The 19,719-nt window shown below is 59.2% G+C and carries 22 protein-coding genes; 2 read left to right on the top strand and 20 right to left on the bottom strand.

Annotated elements, in window-relative coordinates:
• Window positions 1–835 precede the first annotated feature (835 nt).
• From sra to fliF, 14 genes are all read right to left on the bottom strand, one after another.
• The gene (gene sra, locus REA38_RS01295) at window positions 836–970 is read right to left on the bottom strand and encodes a stationary-phase-induced ribosome-associated protein (protein ID WP_086556932.1); all 135 of its coding nucleotides are present in this window, start codon (window positions 968–970) and stop codon (window positions 836–838) included.
• Between the two features lie 361 nt (window positions 971–1,331).
• Window positions 1,332–2,114 carry a flagellar biosynthetic protein FliR gene (fliR, locus tag REA38_RS01300; RefSeq protein ID WP_033647774.1) on the bottom strand — a complete coding sequence of 261 codons (783 nt, stop codon included), beginning with the start codon at window positions 2,112–2,114 and terminating at the stop codon, window positions 1,332–1,334.
• Between the two features lie 2 nt (window positions 2,115–2,116).
• Window positions 2,117–2,386 (bottom strand): flagellar biosynthesis protein FliQ, encoded by a 270-nt coding sequence (gene fliQ, locus REA38_RS01305; protein ID WP_004934803.1) that lies wholly within the window; start codon window positions 2,384–2,386, stop codon window positions 2,117–2,119.
• Window positions 2,387–2,407: 21 nt separating this feature from the next.
• Complete coding sequence (gene fliP, locus REA38_RS01310) at window positions 2,408–3,169, bottom strand: flagellar type III secretion system pore protein FliP (RefSeq protein ID WP_025303257.1); 762 nt, start codon at window positions 3,167–3,169, stop codon at window positions 2,408–2,410.
• Window positions 3,166–3,570 (bottom strand): flagellar biosynthetic protein FliO, encoded by a 405-nt coding sequence (gene fliO / locus REA38_RS01315; protein ID WP_033647771.1) that lies wholly within the window; start codon window positions 3,568–3,570, stop codon window positions 3,166–3,168. The genes fliP and fliO overlap by 4 nt, the downstream gene beginning before the upstream one ends.
• Window positions 3,570–3,986, bottom strand: coding sequence for a flagellar motor switch protein FliN (gene fliN / locus REA38_RS01320; protein WP_004934799.1), 417 nt, complete (start codon window positions 3,984–3,986; stop codon window positions 3,570–3,572). Before fliN ends, fliO begins: the two co-directional genes overlap by 1 nt.
• The gene (gene fliM / locus REA38_RS01325) at window positions 3,979–4,983 is read right to left on the bottom strand and encodes a flagellar motor switch protein FliM (RefSeq protein ID WP_033634981.1); all 1,005 of its coding nucleotides are present in this window, start codon (window positions 4,981–4,983) and stop codon (window positions 3,979–3,981) included. Before fliM ends, fliN begins: the two co-directional genes overlap by 8 nt.
• Before the next feature lie 5 nt (window positions 4,984–4,988).
• The gene (gene fliL, locus REA38_RS01330; RefSeq protein ID WP_039565519.1) at window positions 4,989–5,474 is read right to left on the bottom strand and encodes a flagellar basal body-associated protein FliL; all 486 of its coding nucleotides are present in this window, start codon (window positions 5,472–5,474) and stop codon (window positions 4,989–4,991) included.
• A 165-nt stretch (window positions 5,475–5,639) separates the two neighbouring features.
• Complete coding sequence (locus REA38_RS01335; protein ID WP_308884661.1) at window positions 5,640–6,872, bottom strand: flagellar hook-length control protein FliK; 1,233 nt, start codon at window positions 6,870–6,872, stop codon at window positions 5,640–5,642.
• Window positions 6,869–7,315, bottom strand: coding sequence for a flagellar export protein FliJ (gene fliJ / locus REA38_RS01340; protein ID WP_047571550.1), 447 nt, complete (start codon window positions 7,313–7,315; stop codon window positions 6,869–6,871). The genes REA38_RS01335 and fliJ overlap by 4 nt, the downstream gene beginning before the upstream one ends.
• A 21-nt stretch (window positions 7,316–7,336) precedes the next feature.
• Window positions 7,337–8,698 (bottom strand): flagellar protein export ATPase FliI, encoded by a 1,362-nt coding sequence (fliI, locus tag REA38_RS01345; protein ID WP_033634977.1) that lies wholly within the window; start codon window positions 8,696–8,698, stop codon window positions 7,337–7,339.
• Window positions 8,698–9,402 (bottom strand): flagellar assembly protein FliH, encoded by a 705-nt coding sequence (gene fliH, locus REA38_RS01350; RefSeq protein ID WP_033653642.1) that lies wholly within the window; start codon window positions 9,400–9,402, stop codon window positions 8,698–8,700. Before fliH ends, fliI begins: the two co-directional genes overlap by 1 nt.
• Window positions 9,395–10,387 carry a flagellar motor switch protein FliG gene (fliG, locus tag REA38_RS01355; protein ID WP_033634975.1) on the bottom strand — a complete coding sequence of 331 codons (993 nt, stop codon included), beginning with the start codon at window positions 10,385–10,387 and terminating at the stop codon, window positions 9,395–9,397. Before fliG ends, fliH begins: the two co-directional genes overlap by 8 nt.
• A complete protein-coding gene (gene fliF / locus REA38_RS01360; RefSeq protein WP_103772286.1) occupies window positions 10,384–12,090 on the bottom strand; it encodes a flagellar basal-body MS-ring/collar protein FliF in 1,707 nt (568 codons plus the stop codon). Before fliF ends, fliG begins: the two co-directional genes overlap by 4 nt.
• Before the next feature lie 314 nt (window positions 12,091–12,404).
• On the opposite strand from fliF, the gene fliE reads away from it, so the two are divergent.
• On the top strand, window positions 12,405–12,719 hold the full coding sequence (fliE, locus tag REA38_RS01365) for a flagellar hook-basal body complex protein FliE (protein WP_033638515.1): 315 nt from the start codon (window positions 12,405–12,407) through the stop codon (window positions 12,717–12,719).
• Window positions 12,720–13,107: 388 nt separating this feature from the next.
• Here the strand turns inward: fliE and REA38_RS01370 are convergent, their stop codons facing one another.
• Window positions 13,108–13,356: a hypothetical protein gene (locus REA38_RS01370; RefSeq protein ID WP_308884667.1), complete on the bottom strand. Its 249-nt coding sequence runs from the start codon at window positions 13,354–13,356 to the stop codon at window positions 13,108–13,110.
• A gap of 798 nt (window positions 13,357–14,154) precedes the next feature.
• The gene (locus tag REA38_RS01375; RefSeq protein WP_033653645.1) at window positions 14,155–14,754 is read right to left on the bottom strand and encodes an FMN-dependent NADH-azoreductase; all 600 of its coding nucleotides are present in this window, start codon (window positions 14,752–14,754) and stop codon (window positions 14,155–14,157) included.
• Window positions 14,755–14,882: 128 nt separating this feature from the next.
• On the opposite strand from REA38_RS01375, the gene REA38_RS01380 reads away from it, so the two are divergent.
• Complete coding sequence (locus REA38_RS01380) at window positions 14,883–15,803, top strand: LysR family transcriptional regulator (protein WP_047571553.1); 921 nt, start codon at window positions 14,883–14,885, stop codon at window positions 15,801–15,803.
• Window positions 15,804–16,285: 482 nt separating this feature from the next.
• Here the strand turns inward: REA38_RS01380 and REA38_RS01385 are convergent, their stop codons facing one another.
• The 4 genes from REA38_RS01385 to fliD all read right to left on the bottom strand — a co-directional run bounded on the left by REA38_RS01385 (window position 16,286) and on the right by fliD (window position 19,682).
• Window positions 16,286–17,146, bottom strand: coding sequence for a helix-turn-helix transcriptional regulator (locus tag REA38_RS01385; RefSeq protein ID WP_308884671.1), 861 nt, complete (start codon window positions 17,144–17,146; stop codon window positions 16,286–16,288).
• Window positions 17,147–17,454: 308 nt separating this feature from the next.
• A complete protein-coding gene (gene fliT, locus REA38_RS01390; RefSeq protein WP_308884673.1) occupies window positions 17,455–17,823 on the bottom strand; it encodes a flagella biosynthesis regulatory protein FliT in 369 nt (122 codons plus the stop codon).
• Complete coding sequence (gene fliS, locus REA38_RS01395; protein WP_033634970.1) at window positions 17,823–18,233, bottom strand: flagellar export chaperone FliS; 411 nt, start codon at window positions 18,231–18,233, stop codon at window positions 17,823–17,825. Before fliS ends, fliT begins: the two co-directional genes overlap by 1 nt.
• A 33-nt stretch (window positions 18,234–18,266) precedes the next feature.
• Entirely contained in the window at window positions 18,267–19,682 is a 1,416-nt protein-coding gene (gene fliD / locus REA38_RS01400; protein ID WP_033634969.1) for a flagellar filament capping protein FliD, read from the bottom strand.
• Window positions 19,683–19,719: the final 37 nt, after the last annotated feature.

Below are 19,719 nucleotides of genomic sequence, written 5' to 3' on the forward strand. Positions count from 1 at the left end.
GTTTGGCGCGTCGCTTGTTCTCCCACTACTGACTGAGCGACGCGCCTTTTTTTGTCTGCGTGTTCCCATTCACCTTAAGCGTCAGCGGAAAGGCACGCCGCGATCGTTGCCGGACTAGTGCATTGACTGCCTATATTGACAAAGGCTGAGGCCGCCGCAGTGCCAATCGCACTGCCGTTACGGCTGGTCAGTTCTCTCAACATAGGTCGATCTCCTGTTAACGCGACTTCGCGTTATTTTTAGGGTTGTTGTTTTTGATTTGAGGCTTGCATTGAGCAGCCACCGTATGGGTTTGCAGATATACTCGGCCAGTTTTAATGACCCGAACAAAGTAAACAGGATGATGACAAACCTATCGACGCCAGGCGGCAGAACAAACAAACCCCATGAAAAGCCCAACGTGTTTAAAATGGTGCTCATGATCAAGAGGGCAATGCCGGAGATAAATAAATCACTCAGCTGAAATTGTATCTTCATATTTACACCGATTATATTTTGGTGAGGTTTGCAGCGTGCTGTCTGCAAGGTCGTTCTCAATATAACGCTGGGGGAATAAGGGGCGAAATCGATTTTTCTTGTCAGCGGATAAATAAGAGGTGTGAGTAAATCAAATTATTAATGCATTATCTCTAAATTTAGCGTGGCAGCGAGGGCGACGTGCTGCATTATTTCATTCCTGACAATGAAATGCACAGGATGTCGACATGGCTTGCCGACGGGTGATCAATGCCGGTTACGGCAGGAGCCGGGTTGCCGTCCCGGTGCAGCGTCGAATGGCGCAGCAGAGGCCGGATACGGGCGCAACCCGGAGTGTTTTGCTAAAAACCGTACGGTATTATTTCTTTTTCTTCACCACTTTCCATTTCCCGCCGTCGGCCGTCTCGGTAAAAGAAACTCTAAACTTGTTGCTTTTCCAGTGGGTCAAACCGAATAACCGGCGTGCCTTGCGGTTGCTTTTCGCTTTAATCATGATCTCGCTCCTGTGGTTAGCAAAGGTCGATGCTGCGCCCTGCAGCCGGCAGGCGCCGGACGCATTTATTCAGGGTGTCAGTTATCTGCCGCGCATTTAACAATGCGTGACGGGGTTGTTTTTATTTTTTTACTCGAGATAAACGTATTTTATCGCCGCGGAAAATTAAGGAGGTGCAAGGCGATATTTTTTTGTTACCGGGTCTATTCTAGGTCGGGGTTTTATTTATTCAAGCCGCCGGAGACATTTGAACCTTAATCCGGATAAAAGACGTTTCTCAGGCTTTTGTTCCAGGAAAGCGTTTTTATTGCCATTTTGTCTCAGAGGGAAGCGGGAGGGAAAGAAGGGGCGGCTTAGGGGCTCAGAAAGTCATGCCGCCGATCACCGCCGCCAGCCGATCGAAGATTTCACCGAACAGATGTTCGCAGAACGGCGCCAGCATCGGCATCATCATGCCCAGCGTCATGATGCCGAAGGTCATGGTGACCGGGAAACCGATCACGAAGACCGACAGCTGCGGCGTCATGCGGTTGAGCAAACCGAGCGCCATGTTGAGCGTCAACAGCAGGCAGATCAGCGGCAGCGCCAGCATCATGCCGTTGATGAAGATCAGCGAGCCGACCTGGGTCAGCACCAGGAAGCCGTTGCCGTTCAGCGGCTGCGTTTGGACAGGCAGGGTGTGGAAGCTGTCCGCCAGCAGCGAAATCAGCCACAGATGGCCGTCGAAGCTGAGGAACAGCAGCATCGCCAGCAGGTTGAGCAGGCGCGCCAGCACCGGCATGTTCGGGCCGCCGCTGGGATCGAAGAAGGTGGCGAACGACAGGCCCATCTGCATGCCGATCACTTCGCCCGCCAGGCGCACCGCCGCGAAGGCAAACTGCATGGTCAATCCCAGCGCCACGCCGATCAGAATCTGTTGAATCGCCAGCCACAGGCCGGCGGCGGAGAAGATCGGGATATTGCTGGCGGGCAGCGTCGGCGCGATCAGGATGACGATCAGCCCGCCAAGGCCGATTTTGACCTTTTTGCTGATTTGCTTTTCGCTGAATACCGGCGCGGTGCTTATCAGCGCCAGAATGCGCAGCAGCGGCCAAAAATAGTGGCTGAGCCAGACGGTGAGCTGGGCGCTGTCGAAGGTGAGCACGGTTAGCCGATCAGGGTGGGCAGGTTGCTGAACAGGGTGCGCATGTAGTCCAGCAGCAGGTTCAACATCCAGGGGCCGGCGATGATGATGGTGGCCACCACCGCCAGAATTTTGGGGATGAACGACAGCGTCATTTCGTTGATCTGGGTGGCGGCCTGCAGCAGGCTGACCACCAGGCCGCTGATCAGCGCCGCCAGCAGCAGCGGGGCGGCCAGCGCCAGCGCCACTTTCATCGCTTCGGTGCCGAGCGCCATAACCGATTCAGGTGTCATCTCGCGTTCTCCGGTCGGGGGTTACGAATAGAAACTCTGCGCCAGCGAGCCGAGCAGCAGCTGCCAGCCATCGACCAGCACGAACAGCATCAGCTTGAACGGCAGCGAGATGGTGGCCGGCGGCACCATCATCATCCCCAGCGCCATCAGCACGCTGGCGACCACCAGGTCGATAATCAGGAACGGAATGAACACCGTAAAGCCGATCTGGAAGGCGGTTTTCAGTTCGCTGGTGACGTAGGCGGGCAGCAGGATGCGCATCGGCACTGCTTCCGGGCCGGCCAGCGGCGGCTGATTGGCCAGCCTGGCGTACAGCGCCAGATCGGTTTCGCGCGTTTGGCGCAGCATGAATTCGCGCAGCGGCTGCGCGCCTTTATCCAGCGCGACCTCCAGCCCGATCTTGTCCTGGCTGAACGGCAGGTAGGCGTCCTGATAGACCTTATCGAACACCGGCGACATGATGAAGAAGGTCAGGAACAGCGCCAGCCCCAGCATCACCTGGTTCGGCGGCGCCGACGGGGTGCCCAGCGCGTTGCGCAGCAGCCCGAGCACGATGATGATGCGGGTAAAGCTGGTCATCATCAGCAGCATGGCGGGCAGGAAAGTCAGCGAGGTCAACAGCACCAGCGTCTGCACCGGCAGCGACCAGCTTTGGCCGCCGTTGGCCAGCGGCTGGCTGATCAGCCCCGGCAGTTGCGCCAAAGCCGCCGGGCTGATGAACAGCAGGGCGGCAGGGAGCCAAACCGCCGGACGGCGGACGAGGGTATGAAGAGTCGAGGTCATGCCGATTTTTCCGGGCGTTTCAGAACTTTTTGCATCAGTTGGCGGAAGTCCGCCGGCGTCGCCGCGTCGGCCGCGCCCTCGTCTTTCGGCGGGGCGGGCAGGGTGTGCAGCGGGGTGATCTGCTGGGCGGTGACGCCCAATACCAGCAAGGTATCGTCGACTTCCACCACCACCACGCGCTCGCGCTGCCCGACCTGGCAACTGGCGCGCAGGTTGAGCAGCTTGTTGTTGCGCGCCTGCGGGGCGAAGCCCAGCCGGCGGAACAGCCAACCGGCCAGCAGGATCAGCAGCAGAATGCCGCCGAGCGCGCTGCTGACCTGCATCAACACCGAACCGGCCGGCAAGGCCGGCGCGGCGGGTGGTTGGCTGCTTTGGACGGTAACGGGCGCCGCGACGGTCATCAGCGGCTCAGTCGACGCATGCGTTCGGACGGGGTGATGATGTCGGTGATGCGCACGCCGAACTTGTCGGCCACCACCACCACTTCACCTTGTGCGATCAGGTAACCGTTGATCAGGATGTCCAGCGGCTCGCCGGCCAGGCCGTCCAGCGCTACCACCGAGCCTTGCGACAGGCGCAGCAGCTCTTTGATGGTCATCTTGGTGCGCCCCAGTTCCACGGTCAGCTTGACCGGAATATCCAGGATCAGGTCGATATCCTGCAGGCTGCCGAGCGCATCCTGAGCTTCCAGCGACTTGAACACCCCTTCGGTGCTCGCGCCGGACTTCTCTGAGGACTGCTGCTCGTTAAACGCATCAGCCCACAGATCGTCTACGGATTCCTTTCCTTCGCCAGACGGTTGCTTAGGATCACTCATTGGGCTGTTCCTCACTCAGAGCATTCAAAATAGGGTTAATCAAATGTTCAACACGCAGGGCATATTGCCCGTTCAACGTGCCGTATTGGCTGGTCAGTACCGGCACGCCGTCCACATGGGCAATCAGGCGTTCCGGCTTGTCTATCGGTAATACATCGCCCGGCTGCAGCTTCAGGACTTTCGACAGCCGCATCGGGATATCGACGAAGTTGGCGATAAGCTCCAGTTCGGAGTGTTGCACCTGCTTCACCAGGGTTTCGCGCCAATGGCTGTCTTCCTGCCGCGAGTTTTCCAGCGGCGGGTTGGTCAACAGCTCGCGCAGCGGCTCAATCATGGCGAACGGAATGCAGATGTTGAACTCGCCGGTCAGCGCGCCGATCTCCACCTGGAACGGCGTGGTGACCACGATATCGTTCGGCGAAGTGGTGATGTTGGTGAACTTCACCTGCATTTCGGCGCGCACGTACTCCACGTCGATCTTGTAGATGGCGCTCCAGGCATCGCCGTAGGCGTCCAGCGCCAGGCGCAGCATGCGCTTGATCACCCGCTGTTCGGTCGGGGTGAACTCGCGGCCTTCGACCTTGGTCGGGAAGCGGCCGTCGCCGCCGAACAGGTTATCGACGGCGATGAACACCAGGCTCGGCGCGAACACGAACAGGGCGGTGCCGCGCAGCGGGTTCAGATGCACCAGGTTCAGGTTGGTCGGCACCGGCAGGTTGCGGGCGAACTCGTGATACGGCTGGATTTTGATCGGGCCGACGGTAATGTCCGGGCTGCGGCGCAGCAGGTTGAACAACCCCATGCGGAACTGCCGGGCAAAACGTTCGTTGATGATTTCCAGCGCGTGCAGACGCTCGCGCACCACGCGGCGCTGGGTGGTCGGATCGTAAGGCTTGACCTCGCTCTCTTTGCCGACTATCGCTTCGGGTTCATCACCCGCGCTGTCGCCGTTGAGCAAGGCGTCGATCTCTGCCTGTGAAAGAATGCTGTCGCCCATAGTGATTACCGCAGTATGAAGGCGGTGAACAGCACATCGCTGACCACCTGCTTCGGTTGTCCCTTAACCAGCGGCGGGCTGAGCACGTCCTTAATCTGCGCCACCAACCGTTGCTTCCCTTGTTCATTGGCCAGCTGGCTCGCTTCCTGGCGGGAGAGCAGCATCAGCAGACGGCTGCGCACTTCCGGCAGAAAATCGTTCAGCTGACGGCGGGTACTTTCGTCCGGCAGACGCAGCGTGAGGCCGATGTACAGCACGCGATCCGGGTTGTTGTCCGGCGTCACCAGGTTGACGGTAAAGGTGTCGAGCGGCATGAACACCGGCGCGGCCGGCGGTTGCTGTTTGGCGGCGGCCGGTTCGGCGCCGTTTTTATGCTGTTGCAGCAGCCACCAGCTGTAGCCCGCGGCGCCACAGGCGACGACGCTGATCAACACCAGCAGGATGACCAGAAGGGGGCGTTTCGGTGCTGCGGGAAGGGTGTTCTGAGACATAGCCAAATCTAATTCCTGTTGTTCCACCCGCGGCCGGCGAGGCGGCGGGCATAGCGCGCGGCAAAGCCGCACGCATGACATGTAAAGGTATTATCGCGTCTATTGCGGCGTGCAATAGCCTGAATAGACGCGGAAATGGGTGCCAGCTTGGGCGTTTGCGGCGGCTCAGGCGAAAATATCGACGCCGTTGACCGCACTGGCCATGCGCTGCAGCGCCACCGGTGCGCTGATGCCCTCGGCGGCCGCAGCGTCACCGCCATGATGTTCCGCATAGCTGGCACGCCCCTGGCCGTTGGAAGCCTGCTGCTGCGCCTGTTGCTGCCATTGCGGCGTGGACTCGCCGCCCACGCTGCTTTGCCCCAGGTTGATGCCGCTCTCCGCCAGCGCGTGACGCAGCTGCGGCATCGCCGCTTCCACCGCCGCACGCACCTGGCCGTGAGCGGAGGCGATGTGCAGCTGCGCCTGCTGATCGTCCAGCTTCAGCGTGATCTGCAGGGCGCCCAGTTCCTGCGGGTGCAGGCGCAGCTCGGCGCTCTGCTGGCCGTTGCGGTGGAACATCAGCACCTGTTGGCTCAACGCCTGCTGCCATTCCGGGCTGCCCAGCTGCGCGTTGAGTTGCGGCGCAGGCGGCGCGGTCACCAGTGCGCTGGCCGGGGCGGCGGTTTGCGTCGGGCTGGCGGCGGCCAGGGCGACGGCGTGATTGAGCGGCGGCTGCTGTGGCGTATCGCCCGCCTGTAGCGGTTGTGCGGTGCTTGCGCGTTCGCCGTTGGTCGGTTGCGGGAGCACCGCCGTGGCGTTATCGCCGTCGGCGGCAGGCGTTTTCGCGCCCGTCGGCGACGGAGCAGGGGATGCCGATGAATGTGTGGCGGTTTTATCACCGGCCGCCGCGATGTTCAGCAGGCCGTTGCCGGGCTGCAGCGCAGTCGCCTCGTCAGCGCTTTCCACCGGCAGCGAGCGTTGGCCTTCGGCTGGCTGAGTCTGGGCGACGATCGCGGCCGGCAGCATGGCGTACAGCGCCTGCAGCGTTGCGGCATCCAGCTCTTTGGCGGCGGCGATCGGCGGCTGCGCCGGTTTGTCGCCGGCGGCGGGCGCTCCGCCCTCGGCACCCTCAGGTGAAAGCGCGTCGGCTGAGACGGTCTGGCCCGGCAGCAGGCCTCCGCGCTCGCCGAAGGTGGCCAGCAGCTGATTGAGCTGGTTGCGGCTCAGGGCCGGGGCGCGTTCATCGTCCGTGCTCAGCGCGACCGGCGGCTGTTTGCCGTCGGCGGCGGGCGCGAAACGGGCGCCGAGCAGCTGGGCGAAAGCGGACGACAGCTGGCTTTCATCCAGCGCCGACGTCAGTTCGGCCAGGCCGCCGGCGTCGCCGGGTAAGGCCAGGCCGGGCAGGGCGTTCAGATTCATGGGTTGATATTCCTTTGTGCACTGCGTTGAGCGAACTCATCCATCAGTTTTTGATCCCGTTTGTTCTCCTGCTGCTGCTCCGCCGTTATGGCGCGGGTATGCAGGGTCTCGAAAGCGTTCAACCGCTGTTGTTTGTCTTGCCATTGCTTCACCGCATGATCCACTTTCTGCCCCCACTGCAGCAGCTGCTGGCGGTGCTGGTCGATGGCCTGTTCCAGCGTGCCGATAAACTGCTGGTAGTTTTGCCAGCGTGAGCTGTCCATGCCGTCGCAGAGCGTATGATTCAGCTTCTGGCGGTATTCGTCCTGATAGTTGAGCAGCATCGACAGCTGTTGCTCCGCCGCCTGCTGCGCCTGCCGTACCTGGCCCAGCTGTTGCGCGGCCTGTTCCACCGCATCCTGCGCCAGATCGCGCAGGGTAATCAGGGGTGACTGTGATTTCATCGCTGTGCGCCTCTGGTGACGTTAAACAATCAACTGCTGCAGCTGTTGACAGGCTTCATCGTAGCCGCTGCGTTCAAAGATGCCCTGTTGCAGGTAGGCTTCCATCTGCGGATACAGCGTCATCGCTTTGTCCAGCAACGGATCGCTGCCCGCCGCGTAGGCGCCGACGCTGATCAGATCGCGGTTGCGCTGATAGCTGGCCAGCATCTGTTTGAAGGTGCGCACCCGGCGGTAATGCTCTTCGTCGATCAGCGACGTCATGGCGCGGCTGATTGACGCTTCGATGTCGATCGCCGGGTAGTGGCCGGCTTCCGCCAGGCGCCGGGACAGCACCACGTGACCATCGAGGATGGCGCGCGCCGAGTCGGCGATCGGGTCTTGCTGATCGTCCCCTTCGGTCAACACGGTGTAGAAGGCGGTGATGGAACCGCCGCCGCTGATGCCGTTGCCCGCGCGTTCCACCAGCGCAGGCAGCTTGGCGAAGACCGACGGCGGATAGCCTTTGGTCGCCGGCGGCTCGCCGATGGCCAGGGCGATCTCACGCTGCGCCATGGCGTAGCGGGTGAGGGAGTCCATGATCAGCAACACATGCTGCCCGCGATCGCGGAAATCTTCGGCGATGCGGGTGGCGTAGGCCGCCCCCTGCATGCGCAGCAGCGGCGAGACGTCCGCCGGCGCGGCGATCACCACCGATCGCGCCCGGCCTTCGGCGCCGAGAATGTTCTCGATAAAGTCTTTGACCTCGCGGCCACGCTCGCCGATCAGGCCAACGACGATCACATCCGCCTGGGTATAACGGGCCATCATGCCAAGCAGCACGCTCTTGCCGACGCCGGAGCCGGCGAACAGGCCCATACGCTGGCCGCGGCCGACGGTCAGCAGGCCGTTGATGGTGCGCACCCCCACGTCCAGCACCTGCTCGATCGGCGTGCGCTGCAAGGGGTTGAACGGCGCGGTGATCAGCGGCGCGCGGTAACCAGTTTCCGGTGAAGGCAGGCCGTCGAGCGGTTTGGCGCTGCCGTCCAGCACCCGCCCCAACAGGGCCGGGCCGAGCGGCAGCTGTTTGCCGGCGCTTTGGCCTTCCGGCGCGATGCGGGCGTAAACCCGCGCGCCCGGCACGATGCCTTCCACCTCTTCCAGCGGCATCAGGAACAGCCGCTGGCCGTTGAAGCCGACCACTTCGCTTTCCACTTCCTGCACCTCACCGGCGTCGTGCCGTTCGATGAGGCAGGTCGCGCCGAGCGGCAGCTGCAGGCCGGTGGCTTCCAACACCAATCCGGTGGCGCGGGTCAGGCGACCGTAGCGGCGCACCATCGGCGCGCGCGCGATGCGTTTTTCCAGCGTATCCAGAGAGCTCAGCCAGCGGCCGAGACGCGCGGTCATCAGACTTCTCCCGGTGCCGCCAGGCGGCACAGTTCATGCCAGCGCGTCGCCAGGCTGGCGTCGAGATCGCCTTCCTCGGCGCTGACCTTGCAGCCGCCCGGATGCAGTTCGCCGTCCGCCAGCAGGCGCCAGCCGTGCAGGCTGAGGGTGACCCCCAGCTGCTGCTCGACGCGCGAGTAGTCGTCTGGGTGTACCCGCAGCTGCGGCTTGCCGTTGAACATCGGTTCCTGCTGGATCAGCTGTTGGATCTGCGCCAGCAGGGCGGTGCCGTCGCACACCGGCGGCTGGCCCAGCACTTGCTTGGCGGCGGTCAGCGCCAGCTGCATCAGCCGCGAAGCGATCACGCTGTCGAGCGCGTCCAGCGTGTGCTGGAATTCGGTGACCAGCTGCTGCCAGTGGGCGGTCAGCGGCTGTTGCTGCTGTTGCGCTTCCAGCAGCCCTTGCTGGCGGCCTTCCTCCAGTCCGGACTGAAAACCGGCCTCATAGCCTTTTTGCTGGCCGTCGGTATAGCCCAACTGCTGGCCCTGTTGCTCCGCCTGCAGGCGCAGCGTCGCCAACTGCTGCTGCAATTCGGCCTGTGCGTCCGGCGACGGATCGTCAAGTTCGAGATCCGGCAACTGCGGCAGTTCGATCGCCGGTTTCTGTTCGCCCAGATCGTTGAGCGACCAGGGCTGCCAGGGCAGGGTGTTAATGCGATCAGACATAGGTGTCCTCGCCGCCGCCGATGATCATTTCGCCGCTTTCCGCCAGGCGTCTCACCACCAGCAGGATGGCTTTCTGCTCGTTCTCCACCTGCGACATGCGCACCGGCCCACGGTTGGCCAGATCGTCGCGCAGGATGTCGGCGGCGCGTTGCGACATGTTCTTGAGGAACTTCTCGCGCAGCGGCTGCTCGGCGCCTTTCAAGGCGATCAGCAGCGACTCGCCTTCCACTTCCTGCAGCAGGCGTTGGATACTGCGATCGTCGACTTCCACCAGGTTTTCGAACAGGAACATCTCGTCGATGATCTTCTGCGCCAGCTCGCCGTCGTATTCGCGCATCGCGTCGATGACCGCTTCTTCCTGCTGGGTTTTCATCAGGTTGATGATCTCGGCGGCGGTGCGCACCCCGCCCATTTTGCTGCGTTTGAGGTTCTGGCCGTCGAGCAGGTTGTTCAGCACTTCGGTCAGCTCCGCCAGCGCCGCCGGCTGCACGCCGCCGAAGGTGGCGATACGCAGCATGACGTCGTTGCGCAGGCGTTCGTCGAACAGGGCCAGGATATCCGCCGCCTGGCCGCGTTTGAGGTGCACCAGGATAGTGGCGATGATCTGCGGGTGTTCGTCGCGGATCAGATCGGCGGCGCTCTGCGGCTCCATAAAGTTGAGCGTTTCCATGCCGGTGGTGGTCTCGCGCGATTCGAGAATGTCTTCCAGCAGGCTGGCGGCGCGCTCTTCGCCCAGCGCCTTGACCAGCACCGAACGCAGGTAGTCGCTGGCGTTGACGCTCAGCGCCGCGTATTGCTCGGCGTCGTCTTCGAACTCGGTCAGTATTTCGCCGAGCTGTTTGTGTGAAACCTGGCTCATGCCGGCCATGGTGCCGCTCAGCAGCTGTACTTCGCGCGAGGAGAGGTGTTTGAACACCTCCGCCGCGCGATCTTCACCCAGCGTCATCAGCAGGATGGCGCTTTTGTCGGTTCCGGTCAGGCTCATATCTCGTTACTCATCCATTGGCGGATTACCAGAGCGACCACGCGTGGGTCTTTGTCAGCCAGATCGCGGATCCGCTGGCTCTGGACTTCTGCGCTGACGCGCTGCTGCGATTTACGACGCTGCGCCAGCTCCTCGTTGCTCGGTTTGCTGCTGTCGACCGCTTTGGCGGCAGGGGCGTTGGCGGCGGCGACGGCGGCCTGTTGCGCCGCCTGGCGCTGTTGCAGCTGCGGCCGCACCAGTTTGCGCCACAGCAGCCAGGCCACCAGCAGCACCAGCAGATAGCGGCCCGCATCGATCAGGCGATCGATAAACGACTGGCTTTGCCAGAACGGCAGTTCGCCACCGGTCACCTGAGTGTCGGTAAACGGCGTGTTGACCACGTTCAGGGTGTCGCCACGGCTGCTGGAGTAGCCCATCGCTTCACGCACCAGCGCTTCGATCTGCGCCAGCTGCTCTTTGCTCATCGGCTGCGGTTTGCCGTCTTTATCGGTGCCCAGATAGTTGACCACCACGGCGACCGACAGACGCTGCACGGTGCCGGCTTTTTGCTGGGTGTGACGAATGGTGCGGTCGAGCTCGTAGTTGGTGGTCGCGTCGCGACGGGTATTTTGCGGCACGCCGTTGACCGCCGTGCTGCGGGTGGTCGCGGCGTTTTGCGCTGTGGCGTTGGCGTTGGCATTGTTGCCTGCGGCGGTGGCCGGCTTGGCGGTCTCAATCGGCGCGGTGGCCGGCGCGCTCGGCTGATTGGACAGCGCGCCCGGCACGCCGCCCACCTGTGGCCCGCCGATCTGCTCGCTCAGGCTGGTTTGCTGAGAGCGGATAGCGGCTTTGTCCGGCTGCTGGTTCGGCTGGTACTGTTCATCGGTTTGTTCGCGAGTGGCGAAGTCGATCTGTGCCGTGACCTGCGCACGCACGTTGGCGCTGCCGACCACCGGGGCGAGGATCGCTTCGATGCGGCGCTGGAAGCCGTTTTCCACTTCGTTGGCGTATTTCAGCTGCGAGGCGTTGAGATCGCGCCCGGTGCCGTCGGACTGCGTCAGCAGGCGCCCGGCCTGATCGACCACGGTCACGTTGCCCGGCGGCAGGCCGGCGACGCTGCTCGACACCATATAAACGATGGCGTTGATCTGGCCGTCGTCCAACGCACGGCCGGGTTGCAGGGTCAGCGTCACCGAGGCGGAAGGGGATTTCTGTTCGCGCACGAACAGCGAAGGTTTAGGCAGCGCCAGGTGAACGCGGGCGTTTTGCACCGGCCCCAGCGATTCGATAGTGCGCGACAGCTCGCCCTCAAGGGCGCGCTGATAGTTGATCTGTTCGCTGAATTGGCTGATGCCGAATTTTTCCTGATCCAGCAGTTCGAAGCCGACGGCGCCGCCCTTCGGCAGCCCTTGCTGCGCGAGGCGCAGGCGGGTTTCATGCACCTTTTCCGCCGGGATCAGCAGCGCCGCGCCATTCTCGGCGAAGCGGTAAGGGATATTCATCTGCGTCAGTTGGGTGACGATGGCGCCACCGTCGCGGTCGTTCAGATTGCTGTACAGCACGCGGTAGTCAGGGCTTTTCACCCACAACAGCAGCGCGACAACGATGGCGATCGCGGCAGAGGCGGCGACCAGCAACGGAATTTTCGGGTTGGCGCGCAGACGATTCCAGATGGCCTGCAGGCCGTTGTCGCGGCTTTCGCCGGCGGTTATCGAAGCACTCATTTTAGGTCTCGTCCTTCAATGGCGCTCACGATCCCGTATGGGCCGCTGAGCAGCTCCCTGCCAGGCTGATGAACGGTATGGTTAGCGTTGTGTGACAAAACAGACTCCCTGATACACATATCTTCTAAATAGCGGCGCTCCCATTTCTGGGCAGGCCATTATTCGCCTTATCAGACGATTCCGATTGCCCGATAAGCCGGGTTTTTTGCAGTTAATTAGCAGCTTTAGGTCTGAAAACGCTGTGCTAGGGTGTGCATCATTGGAGAAGTGCAGGGTGAAACGTCACCCGGCGAGACGAGATGATTGAGGACCAGATGGCGATTCAGGGCATTGAAGGGGTGCTGCAGCAGATGCAGACCATGGCGGTTCAGGCCGGCAAGATGGGGCAGAATACGGCGCCGCAGGGCGTCAGCTTCGCCAGCGAACTGACCGCGGCGCTCGGCAAGATCAGCGAGACCCAGCAAACGGCGCGCAAGCAGGCGCAGGATTTCGAACTGGGCGTGCCGGGCATCAGCCTGAACGATGTGATGGTCGATCTGCAGAAATCATCGGTCTCGCTGCAGCTGGGCGTGCAGGTGCGCAACAAGCTGGTCGCGGCCTACCAGGACATCATGAATATGCCGGTGTGATGAGTTAATCTCTCTGATTGATAAGGAAAATATTACTCATTCACAACGGTGTGGGCATTGGCGGGACAAGCTCGCTCAATGTCTGGCTCATCATGGCTGTCTATGCGTTAAGCTGAAACGTAATCTTAGCAGCTAAAGGAATATCCCTGAAAGTGACATAAAAGCGAGATGAATGAGTCCTGCGATCATGAATATACGACCAAGTTCTTTCACTCCTTCAGAGATATTTGAATGTTTTAGTCTTTTTCTAATGCCAGCTAGAGCAACACCTGCTTGCATCAATCAGAGGCCATATCCGACACCATAGCCGGTGAACTCGGTGGAAGTATAGTCCGTTGAGCCATGAAAATAGCCGCGCCAATCGACGAGCGGTTTTACTGTGCCTTTGCTAATTATAGAGGTTATAGAGTTCGGTGAAATCAAAGGTGTTAGCCGCTTCTGAGGCCAGTCGTTGAGTGGTGAACGGTTCTCCTGATACAAGTATCCAGTGTTGTTTGTGATACGCATACAGCCAGTACTGCTTCGCTGTGTCCTTGCGTATTGCAAATGATGGCAGGTCGTTATGGATAGGATTTGGTAACTGCTGATTTTTGTTCAGGATGAGTATCTGTTTGTTGGCAAACGTGATGTTATCCATTTTTACTACTCCTTGTAAGGATAGAAGAATGGCTACTGCTTAATCAGTTTTAACTAAAATCTCCTGCCACTCGCTGGCCCTGCAACGTTCAGCCAGATTGAATTTTGGCAGGGCTGTATATGAGACACAGCATGGTAGGAAAAAGCTAGGTTATGCAGACGCCGGGCTAGAAAGACTACATAGCGTTCTTAGTAACGGGCTTACTTGAGTAAATTAACCTTAGTTTTTTAATGGGATTGATGCAAGTTGTAATGTGAGGTGTACAAATGGGGTTGATGCCAAAGCTGCCATTTGTGGTCAGATTGAATATCAGAAATACGTGGTAATACAACAGGGCGTCCCTCAGTAATGTTTTGATACAGTTTGGGTTATTCGATGAGTATCAACTGCGGCATACCCCGAACAACTGACCGTATCAACAATTCAGGTAGGGCAAACTATGGTTTGTCGGGCAAGGCGCATACCAGACGTGGTCAAAACTGGCTTAAACGATAGCTATGAGTTGAACAACAAGCCGATGGTTAATGCAAAGAATGGAAAGCGTTTGTCGCGCCGCTGTCCGTCAAAACGCAGTCGCCCGGCGAGCGAGAAATGAAACGCGCTGCCCGCCACGATTGAACCCGCGGCTCCGTTAGCATTTCATTATCGCAGGCAAAAAAAACCAGCTATCGGAATAGCTGGCTCAAAGTGCGATAAAACTTTATGTGATGTAGGAGCGTCGACACCTCATCGAGGTGGCATCGACGCGGTCATCATATTTGTTATGTTATAACAAATCAATGCTACCGTGCGTTTGCTTCAGCCCACCAACGCCACGATCCGCTGGTGGGCATTCGCTAGCCCCTGAGTGAGGCCGTGCGGTTTCATATCCAGCCCTTCGGCATAGATAAACTGCACCTCGCCGATCCCCATCAGCCCCAGTACCGAGCGCAGGTAGGGCGTCACGGCGTCGGTCGGCTGGCCGGCGTGTACGCCGCCGCGAGAACTGAACACCACTGCATTGACGCCTTCCACCAGCCCGACCGGGTAGGTGGCGGTATAGTTGAACGTCAGCCGGGCGCGGGCCACCAGATCGAACCAGTTTTTCAGCTGGGTGGGGACGTTGAGGTTGTACATCGGCGCGCCGATCAGCAGCAGATCGCTCCCTTTCAGTTCGGCGATCAACCGATCGGAAAGCGCCACCGCCGCTTTGGCGCGTGGGCTGATGTTATCTGCGCCGCGCAGCGCACTGAACAGCTCGCCATCCAATACCGGCAGATCCAACGCCGTCAGATCGTGTTCGACGATCTGATCTTCATATCCTTTGGCCCGACGTTCCGCCAGATAGCGGTCAATCAGGCTGTTGGTCTGCGAGTCGTTTCCCATAATGCTGGATTTGAGCACCAGTATTTTTTTCATGCTGTTATCCTCAGACGGTAATTGGCGGTTTCACCGGGCGTTCCGGAATGACTGCAGGTTATCATTGCTCGATCTTCACCAGTGGTGATAGGTTTTCACTTCATTGATTCCAATTTGGAAGCATTAAGATGAAAAGCGATCTCAGCGCACTGCCGGCCTTTGTCGCCGTGGCGGAAGGCGGCAGTTTTGCCGCCGCCGCAGAAAAACTGCATCTGACACGTTCTGCGGTCAGCAAAATCGTGTCGCGGCTTGAGGCGCGGCTTGGCGTGATGTTGTTTATGCGCACCACCCGCAGCCTGAGCCTGACGGATGAAGGGGCGCTGTACTATGAGCACTGTCGGCAGGCGTTGGCGAACGTTCAGGCGGCGGAAAACCAGCTGGACAGCGGCAAGATGCAGGTCAGCGGCCGGCTCAGGATCTCGATGCCGGTGTTGTTCGGCCATCTGTGCATTGCGCCCTTGATGACGGCGCTGGCGAATGAGCATCCGTTACTGTCGTTGGAAATTTCGTTCAGCGACCGCAGGATCGATCTGATCGACGAGGGGTTCGATCTGGCGGTTCGCATCGGCGAACTGGCGGACAGCGGCAGTCTGGTTGCCCGACGCCTGGGCGAACACGGCATGCTGCTGTGCGCTTCGCCCGACTACGTGCAGCGCTGCGGCGCACCGAATTCGGTGGAGGCGCTAAGCCGGCATCAGGCGGTGGGGTATCTGCACGCCGGCGCCGTGTTGCCCTGGCAGCTTCGCGGTGAAAACGGCGAGCTGCGGCCGTTCAGGCCACCGGCCAAGATGATGATGGATGACATGCAGGGGATCGTCGATGCCGTTTCCGCCGGCGCCGGTATTGCCTGGCTGCCGGAGTGGCTGGTACGCGAACGGCTGATGGCCGGGACGCTGGTGGAGATCATGCGCGGTGAGTCCAGCCTCAGTTTTCCGGTGAATGCAGTGTGGCCCTATATGCCTTACCAACCGCTCAAAGTGCGGCTGGCGGTGGACAAACTGGTGGCGGAGCTGCCGGGAAAATTGGCGCTTGCTGCGCCGCTCCGGTAATGGCCGGCGCGACAGCCGACAGGAAATGGGCGTTAATGTACCGAATAGAGGGACGAAAACGGCGCTGTCAGGCTTATTGGGTGCGCAGCCAGCCGTTTATTATGGCCCGATTAGTAGGGTTATTATTCGAGGCAGGTCAATGAGCACTAAAAGCGAATCCAGATGGCGTCTGATCAGTATTTTAATGCTGACGGTACTCGTCGTGTTAATTGGCGTTCTGGTTAAACTGGACTGAAGTCTGGCCAGGCGATAAAAAGCCTGGCCGTTTTATTGTGCGGTAAGCAAACGCACCCTCTCTTCTTCATACGGTAATACCAACAGCCACAGCACCAACAAACGTGATTGGCAGAGAAAAAATAATCGCTTTTCATTACGCATCATTTAATTCGCTCTTCGGCGGATCGACGTTGCGTTGCATGTCGCAGCATTGTGACAATCGTTAGGGACCTGTGCCAAATAAAACCATTTTGTTACGCGTCTATTTAGGTTTCTCCTGTGGCCATCGTTTCGACTCCTTGGGAGGTTGGCTCCATAATCCTTTGGTGACCGCGAATGGCGGTCGGGGCGAAACCGAAGCGTTTGCGAAAACGTTCGGCGAAACGTGATGCGCTTTCATAGCCGACATGTTGCGCGATGGCGGAAATCGGCCAGTCGGTCGACTGCAGCAGGGCCAGTGCGCTACTCATGCGCACGTCGATCATCAGGTTGCGCAACGCGGTATTTTCCATCGACAGTTTGCGGCGCAACATCACTTCGCTCATCGACAGGCTTTCCGCCACTTTCGCCGCCGTCCAAATGCTGTGCGGGTCGGTCGCCAGGCAGCGGCGCACGCGCTGCGTCAGGTCTTTGGCTTCGTTGTGGATGAAGCGAATGCCGAATTGGGCCAGCCACAGCAGAATTTCCAGCATCTTGTGCCGCACGATGATGGTGGGAAAGCGCTGCCGGAGCGCCAGCGCCAGGCTGGTGGTCTCGAAACTGTACTTCAGGGCGGAGGGCAGGCTGCGCAGCGCCAGGACGGCATCAAACGGCATCGGCGCCGGCGCGTCCTCGGCCGGAGGCTGAACGGTGAGCAGCAGTGGGTCGCAGGTCAGCAACTGGCAACTGAAAACGCCTTCTTCGGATGGGCCGTTAATAATATCCACCGTTTGCCCCCCGTCGATTATCAACAGCTCGCCGGCATGAGCCACCACCTCGCGTTGTTGCCAGCGTACGCGCTTATGGCCCTGTTGTATCAGATACAGATGTGGTTGCTCAAAATAGACTGAAGGGAATAGTAATTCAGTATGCTGAATGATGTGCGCTGAGGCGCCAATTCCTGGACAGAGATTAATTGTACGTTCCATCGATATTCATTTCGCAGCCATTATCTGAGAATATCTTTACGCTTTGATCCGCGTTGGAGCAACATTTTTCCATGGGCCGTGAAACACAGCGGCGTGTTTTATCTATCAAAAATCAATTTCCTGCTGAACAGAAAACGTCCGTGTCGGGATAATGTTTATCCATTAAAGTGAGAGCCAGGCTCGAAGCGCGCATTTTACCAATTACCCATAAACTGAATAATTCAAATGCCATAGATTAATATCCTAACGTAACCCGAGAGTAATAGCGCATAGTGCTATTTAATCCATTTTCGTCAGTATTGTCGATCTTATCGGACCTGTGGCTCCCCCAGCAACAGCGCACGGTCATGAAACTGGCCGTAGGTATTGTTGACCACGTTCTGGCGCGTGGACTGTTCGATCAGCATTTTCAGCTCATCCATGCGCTGCTGTAACAGACGTTTGAGCTCGGTTTCGTTGTCGAGGATCTGTTGCAGCTTATTGCGCAGCATCTCCTGCAACGCCATGGAAGGGCCGGCTTGCCCGGTAAAGGCGGCGGTTTTTTCCACCGCCGTCACGTAAGCGAATTCGAGCTCGACGAGCTCCTCCCAGTGCCCGGTTTGCGCCAGCGCGATCATCTGGCTGCTCAGGCTGTAAATTTGTTGATAAGCGGCTAACAGCTGCTGTTGACGTTCCATTACACGGCGTCCTGCGAAGGTTGGTAGTTGGGGCCGATCTGGCGCCAGGCATCGGCGATGTTTTCCAGCAGTTTGACCACTTCGGCGATCGCCGCTTCGTCGTTGTTCAGGTTGGCCTGCATCAGGCGCCGCTTCATATAGTCGTACAACGCCGCCAGGTTTTCGGCGATTTCGCCGCCCTGTTGAGGGTCCAGGCCGCCTTTCAGGCCGTTGTCGATGATGTTGATGGCTTTGGACAGCGCCATGCCTTTGCCGGCGATATCGCCCTGGTTCATCAGGATGCGTGCGCGAAGCAGGGCGCTGAGCGCCCCGTCGAACAACATCACGATTAACTGGTGCGGGCTGGCGCTCATGGCGCCGCTTTCCAGACTGACCTGTGCATAGGCCTGAGTGCCGCTTCTGTTATACATGTTGTTTCTTTTACCTGTTACCTGGTTAAGGGATCACTTTGTCGAGAATTGCTGTTGTAAATAGTTACCCGTGCTGCTCAATTTGGACATCATGGTATCCAACTGAACGAACTGCTGCTTATAGCGGTCGATGGTGTTCTGAATGCTGGCTGTGACCGTGGTGATCTGAATGTTCAGGCGATCGAGGTTGGTGTTGATGCTCTTGGTCGAGTTCTCGATGATGCCGCCGGATTTGACGTAGTTCTGGATCTCGTTGTGGATTTCGGTGGCCATGCCGGTGTCTTTACCGTTGCCGGCGAAGAAGTTGGCAACCTGATCCGGTTTTTCGTCGATGGCTTTGTTCAGCTTGGTGCTGTCGATTTCCAGCTTACCGGTTTTGACGTTGGTGGTGATGCCGAGGTTGCCCAGGCCTTTCAACTCCGGGTTGTCCTGTGCCGAACTGAGGGCGCTCTTGATCGAAGACTGGATGCCGCGCAGGGTGTTGTCGCCCAGCAGCGCGCCGTTTTTGGCATTCTGCGCTTCACCGCTTTTGACCGGCGTGTATTTGGTCAGCGAATTGAAGGTGTCCAGCAGCGAGTTGTAGTTATCTACCCACTCTTTAATCTTGTCGGCGCTGCCGCTCTTGTCGATGCCGATCACCAGGTTTTGCGGTTCGCCGGGCTTGGTGGTGGTTTTCAGATCGAGCGTTACGCCCTGCAGAGCATCGGCGATCGAGTTGGTGCTGCGCTTGATTTTCGTGCCGTTGACGACGATTTCCGCATCCTGGCCGGGCACGGTTTGCTTCATCGCGGTGCTGCCATCTTTAGGCGGATTTTTAGGATCGTAGTTGAGGATGGCGCCGAGCTTGTCGTCGTTATTGACCTGCACCGAAATGGTGTTTTTTTCGCCTGGCGTGGTGGAGCTTAATGCCAGTTGATAGTCATTGTCGCCGACGCGCATGATACTGGCGGTGACGCCGGATTTCGATTTATTGATGGCGTCGCGCATCTCGACCAGTGAGGTCTGATCGTCGCCGAGCGGGATCTTGGTCTCTTTCGGCGGGTTGCCTGCCGTAATAGAGATGGAACGATCGCTGCTGCCCGGCGTGCCCAGTTTGGCCTGCTGGTCGGCAATCGGCGTCTGAGTGGTCAGCGTTTGCGGCTGCGCCAGTTTCAACACCTCGATCGAGTAGTTGCCCGGCACCGATTTGTCGGTGGTGGTCACGGTAAACTGATCGTGCTTGGTGGCGGTAGTGTTGTTGAAGAACTCTGGCTTGGCCAGGTCTTTGCTCAGATTGTCAAACTTCTCCAGCGAGCTTTTCAGCGTACCGTAAGCGGTCAACTGGGCGTTATAGCTGGTCTGCTGGGTGGTGTACGGCGTCAGACGCTGTTGTTCCGCTTTGGTCAGCTTGTCCAGCAAACCGTTAAGGTCGAGTCCTGAGCCGATGCCTAATGAACTGATCGATGCCATTCGTGCTTCTCCTTGATAATGACTTTATTCGCTTTAC

The sequence above is a fragment of the Serratia sp. MF1(2023) genome, assembly GCF_030954545.1.
Lineage (GTDB): Bacteria > Pseudomonadota > Gammaproteobacteria > Enterobacterales > Enterobacteriaceae > Serratia > Serratia sarumanii.

Coding starts and splice junctions, on each gene's coding strand:
- sra (WP_086556932.1), bottom strand. CDS start 970: ATGATTAAAGCGAAAAGCAACCGCAAGGCACGCCGGTTATTCGGTTTG.
- fliQ (WP_004934803.1), bottom strand. CDS start 2,386: ATGACACCTGAATCGGTTATGGCGCTCGGCACCGAAGCGATGAAAGTG.
- fliP (WP_025303257.1), bottom strand. CDS start 3,169: ATGACCTCGACTCTTCATACCCTCGTCCGCCGTCCGGCGGTTTGGCTC.
- fliO (WP_033647771.1), bottom strand. CDS start 3,570: ATGACCGTCGCGGCGCCCGTTACCGTCCAAAGCAGCCAACCACCCGCC.
- fliN (WP_004934799.1), bottom strand. CDS start 3,986: ATGAGTGATCCTAAGCAACCGTCTGGCGAAGGAAAGGAATCCGTAGAC.
- fliM (WP_033634981.1), bottom strand. CDS start 4,983: ATGGGCGACAGCATTCTTTCACAGGCAGAGATCGACGCCTTGCTCAAC.
- fliL (WP_039565519.1), bottom strand. CDS start 5,474: ATGTCTCAGAACACCCTTCCCGCAGCACCGAAACGCCCCCTTCTGGTC.
- REA38_RS01335 (WP_308884661.1), bottom strand. CDS start 6,872: ATGAATCTGAACGCCCTGCCCGGCCTGGCCTTACCCGGCGACGCCGGC.
- fliJ (WP_047571550.1), bottom strand. CDS start 7,315: ATGAAATCACAGTCACCCCTGATTACCCTGCGCGATCTGGCGCAGGAT.
- fliI (WP_033634977.1), bottom strand. CDS start 8,698: ATGACCGCGCGTCTCGGCCGCTGGCTGAGCTCTCTGGATACGCTGGAA.
- fliH (WP_033653642.1), bottom strand. CDS start 9,402: ATGTCTGATCGCATTAACACCCTGCCCTGGCAGCCCTGGTCGCTCAAC.
- fliG (WP_033634975.1), bottom strand. CDS start 10,387: ATGAGCCTGACCGGAACCGACAAAAGCGCCATCCTGCTGATGACGCTG.
- fliF (WP_103772286.1), bottom strand. CDS start 12,090: ATGAGTGCTTCGATAACCGCCGGCGAAAGCCGCGACAACGGCCTGCAG.
- fliE (WP_033638515.1), top strand. CDS start 12,405: ATGGCGATTCAGGGCATTGAAGGGGTGCTGCAGCAGATGCAGACCATG.
- REA38_RS01370 (WP_308884667.1), bottom strand. CDS start 13,356: ATGGATAACATCACGTTTGCCAACAAACAGATACTCATCCTGAACAAA.
- REA38_RS01375 (WP_033653645.1), bottom strand. CDS start 14,754: ATGAAAAAAATACTGGTGCTCAAATCCAGCATTATGGGAAACGACTCG.
- REA38_RS01380 (WP_047571553.1), top strand. CDS start 14,883: ATGAAAAGCGATCTCAGCGCACTGCCGGCCTTTGTCGCCGTGGCGGAA.
- REA38_RS01385 (WP_308884671.1), bottom strand. CDS start 17,146: ATGGAACGTACAATTAATCTCTGTCCAGGAATTGGCGCCTCAGCGCAC.
- fliT (WP_308884673.1), bottom strand. CDS start 17,823: ATGGAACGTCAACAGCAGCTGTTAGCCGCTTATCAACAAATTTACAGC.
- fliS (WP_033634970.1), bottom strand. CDS start 18,233: ATGTATAACAGAAGCGGCACTCAGGCCTATGCACAGGTCAGTCTGGAA.
- fliD (WP_033634969.1), bottom strand. CDS start 19,682: ATGGCATCGATCAGTTCATTAGGCATCGGCTCAGGACTCGACCTTAAC.